The sequence below is a fragment of the Clostridium chromiireducens genome, from assembly GCF_002029255.1.
GTDB classification, from domain to species: Bacteria; Bacillota; Clostridia; order Clostridiales; family Clostridiaceae; genus Clostridium; species Clostridium chromiireducens.
This window is the reverse complement of record NZ_MZGT01000155.1, coordinates 1-3,211: the sequence shown is the minus strand read 5'-3', so window position 1 is coordinate 3,211 and position 3,211 is coordinate 1. Positions and strand designations below refer to the sequence as shown.

At 29.1% G+C, this 3,211-nt stretch carries 4 protein-coding genes; all 4 read left to right on the top strand.

All coding sequences use genetic code 11. The annotated features are described in order from the left end of the window. Positions 1 to 160 precede the first annotated feature (160 nt). The 4 genes from CLCHR_RS24030 (at position 161) to CLCHR_RS24015 (ending at position 3,197) form a co-directional block, all read left to right on the top strand. A complete protein-coding gene (locus tag CLCHR_RS24030; RefSeq protein ID WP_079442458.1) occupies positions 161 to 385 on the top strand; it encodes a FeoA family protein in 225 nt (74 codons plus the stop codon). A gap of 72 nt (positions 386 to 457) precedes the next feature. Further along, on the top strand, positions 458 to 2,266 hold the full coding sequence (gene feoB, locus CLCHR_RS24025; RefSeq protein WP_079442457.1) for a ferrous iron transport protein B: 1,809 nt from the start codon (positions 458 to 460) through the stop codon (positions 2,264 to 2,266). Between the two features lie 78 nt (positions 2,267 to 2,344). Next, entirely contained in the window at positions 2,345 to 2,503 is a 159-nt protein-coding gene (locus CLCHR_RS24020) for a FeoB-associated Cys-rich membrane protein (protein ID WP_079442456.1), read from the top strand. A gap of 172 nt (positions 2,504 to 2,675) precedes the next feature. After that, complete coding sequence (locus CLCHR_RS24015; RefSeq protein ID WP_079442455.1) at positions 2,676 to 3,197, top strand: metal-dependent hydrolase; 522 nt, start codon at positions 2,676 to 2,678, stop codon at positions 3,195 to 3,197. The last annotated feature ends 14 nt before the right edge of the window (positions 3,198 to 3,211 follow it).

Sequence of the window (3,211 nt, the reverse complement as noted above, 5' to 3'; positions counted from 1 at the left end):
GTAGTAAAAGGTAATATAAAAAAGATAATTTTATCTGTAAATATCGAATAAATATACTAGAAAAATTATTTAAAATAACACTAATAATATTGCTAAATTCAGACAATAATGATATTCTTAATTATATGATAAATAATTTCAATTAGGAGGTGTCGTTATAATGAGTATTTGCAGTTTAAACCCAGGAGAAAAAGGAATTATTTCATCTATTAACGGGGATACGAAATTAGTAAAAAGATTATTTGCTTTAGGATGTATTGAGGGGACAGAGGTAGAGCTAAGAAGAACAGCTCCACTAGGGGATCCAATAATTATAAATTTTAGAGGATTTGATTTAGCTATAAGAAAAAAAGATGCAAAAAATATATTATTAAAGAAATTATAGGCAGTATACTTGATATAGTATAGGCTTTAAATTCTAATATGATTATTAGCAAAATAGGGGAGAAGTAAAATCATGATAAACGTAGCTTTACTTGGTAATCCTAATGTTGGAAAAACCACGTTATATAACGCTCTTACTGGATCAAATCAATATGTCGGTAATTGGCCAGGTGTAACGGTTGATAAAAAGGAAGGCTATCTTTCTGGAGAAATTAAAATCGTAGATTTACCAGGAATATATGCTATGGATACCTTCTCTAATGAGGAAAAGGTATCAAAAAGTTTTTTGGAAGATGGGGATGTAGATTTAATTTTAAATATTGTAGATGCTTCTAATCTAAATAGAAATTTATATCTAACAACTCAGCTTAAACAATTTAATAAACCAATAATATTAGCTTTAAATATGATAGATGTATGTGAAAGCAAAGGAATAGTTATAGATTACGAGAAATTATCAAAAGAGTTAGAGGTAGAAGTAATTCCAATAATCGCGGGAAAAAATATTGGGATTGATAAAATAGAAGAAAGATTAAAGCAAGGAGATTTTATAAATAATCTAAATAAGACTAAATTTAACTTTTCTTCTGAGAAAGAAGCATACAAATTTATTGAAAGTGTAATGGATTCATGTGTGACCATAAAAGATAAAAATACAAAAACTATTACTGAAAAATTGGATAAATATGTATTACACCCAATTTTAGCATACCCGATTTTTTTACTCTTGATGGCTTTAATGTTTCAGCTAACATTTTCTTGGGTAGGACAACCTTTGTCTGATGTTTTGGATTCAGCCCTAAACGATAATCTTATACCATATGCACGATTGTTGCTTTCTAGTACATCACCTTGGTTTAGTTCATTGATCGTTGATGGAATAATTTCAGGTGTTGGAGGAATACTAGTACTATTACCAATAATTTTAGTTTTATTTATATGTATAACTATTTTAGAAGACAGTGGATATATGGCAAGAGTCGCTTTCATGATGGATAAGCTAATGAGAAAAATGGGGCTTTCTGGTAAAGCTTTTATTCCAATGATTATAGGTTTTGGGTGTACGGTTCCAGCAATAATGACAGCGAGAACACTTGAAAGTGAAAAGGATAGAAAATTAACGGCTTTACTTGTTCCGTTTATGTCTTGTAATGCTAGATTACCTGTTTACACAGTTTTTGCTTCAGTATTTTTCACATCCCATAGAGGGTTAGTTGTATCGTCATTATACCTCCTTGGAGTTGTTGTTGCATTTTTACTCGGTATTTTATTTAAAAATACATATTTTAAAAAGGATGAAGAGCCTTTTATAATCGAAATTCCTGAGTATAAAATGCCAAAGATATCATCAATTTACAAACAAACAGAAGATAAAGCCATGGGCTTTTTACAAAAAGCGTCAACTATTATTTTTGCAATGAGTGTTGTGGTATGGTTTTTGTCAAACTTTAATCTTCATGGTATGGTAGATGTTGTTGATGAGAGTATTTTAGCATCAATTGGCAGTGTGATAGCACCTGTATTTGCACCTTTGGGTTTTGGTAATTGGCAATCAGCTGTATCCCTTTTATCAGGACTACTTGCAAAAGAATCTGTTTTAGCGTCTATGCAAGTAATATTTGCAGGAGATTTGTCTGAAATACTTCCAACTCATTTTACAAGTATTTCTGCCTATGCTTTCTTAGTTTTTATATTATTATATACTCCATGTATATCTACAATAGGAACTATGTATAAAGAATACGGTACTAAAATGACTGTTTTCTCTGTAGTATTTCAATTAATAGTTGCTTGGATTGCTGCTTTCTTTGTATATAATTTAGGTGGTTCAATATTTAATGTGATTCATCTGTTTTTGAAAATGAATAATATGTTTGTTTAGCATCTAATTAAATTTACTGATTCTATAATATATTTAGACCTTGAAAAGCTGATATTAAGTGAGGTAGGTGGAGATAAAATGATAGAAATAATAGTGACAGCTTTAATAGTTTGTTTTGCTGGCTTTATAATATTTAAATCATTAAGAAACTCTTCAAAAGGAAAATGTAATTGTGGCTGTAATGGCTGCAAGGCAGAAAAGATTTGTTCTGATAAGAGTAACAGTAATGAGAAATGAAATTTATCAAGAGTAAATAAGTTTTGAATTTGATTTCTTTATATAATATATGTTAAAATAGGATTCCGCTAGAATAATTATTATTTTAGTGGAATTTTATTATTAAATAAAAAGTAATAATATCATTACTAAAGAAAAAATTAAGTATAATACGAAGGTAGGAATACATTAAATGAATTATAAAACACATATAAATGGTGGTATACTGACCGGACTATATTTTAGTTCTCAAATGACAAATAGTCCAATAATAACAAGCGCAGCATTTGTGGGTGGGGCGCTTATTGGAAGTATACTTCCAGACATCGATCATAGGAGCAGTTATATTGGTAGAAAGACTAAAGTCATCTCAAAAACCATAAACAAATTGGCTGGACACAGGAAATTATTTCATGCGCCTCTAATGTACTTACTTCTATATTCAGCTAGTAGTGGAATGATGATAAATAAGTTATTTCTATTAGGAATAAAGGGAGTATTTTTCGGTGTATTATCTCATTTAATTTTGGATAGTTTTACAATAGGGGGATTACCTTGGTTTTATCCATTAAGTAAAAAGAAATTTTCCTTAGGGAAAATTAAAACTAATAGTAAACTTGAAGACATTTTATGCGGGATTTTAGTATGCATTAATATAGTTATGTTTCTTGATATATTGCATATTACATCAATATTTACATTTATACCTAAATAGTAATGTTTATGTAT

Bases quoted from the DNA above. Each gene is read 5' to 3' on its own strand.
- CLCHR_RS24015 (WP_079442455.1), top strand. From the start codon at position 2,676: ATGAATTATAAAACACATATAAATGGTGGTATACTGACCGGACTATAT.
- feoB (WP_079442457.1), top strand. From the start codon at position 458: ATGATAAACGTAGCTTTACTTGGTAATCCTAATGTTGGAAAAACCACG.
- CLCHR_RS24030 (WP_079442458.1), top strand. From the start codon at position 161: ATGAGTATTTGCAGTTTAAACCCAGGAGAAAAAGGAATTATTTCATCT.
- CLCHR_RS24020 (WP_079442456.1), top strand. From the start codon at position 2,345: ATGATAGAAATAATAGTGACAGCTTTAATAGTTTGTTTTGCTGGCTTT.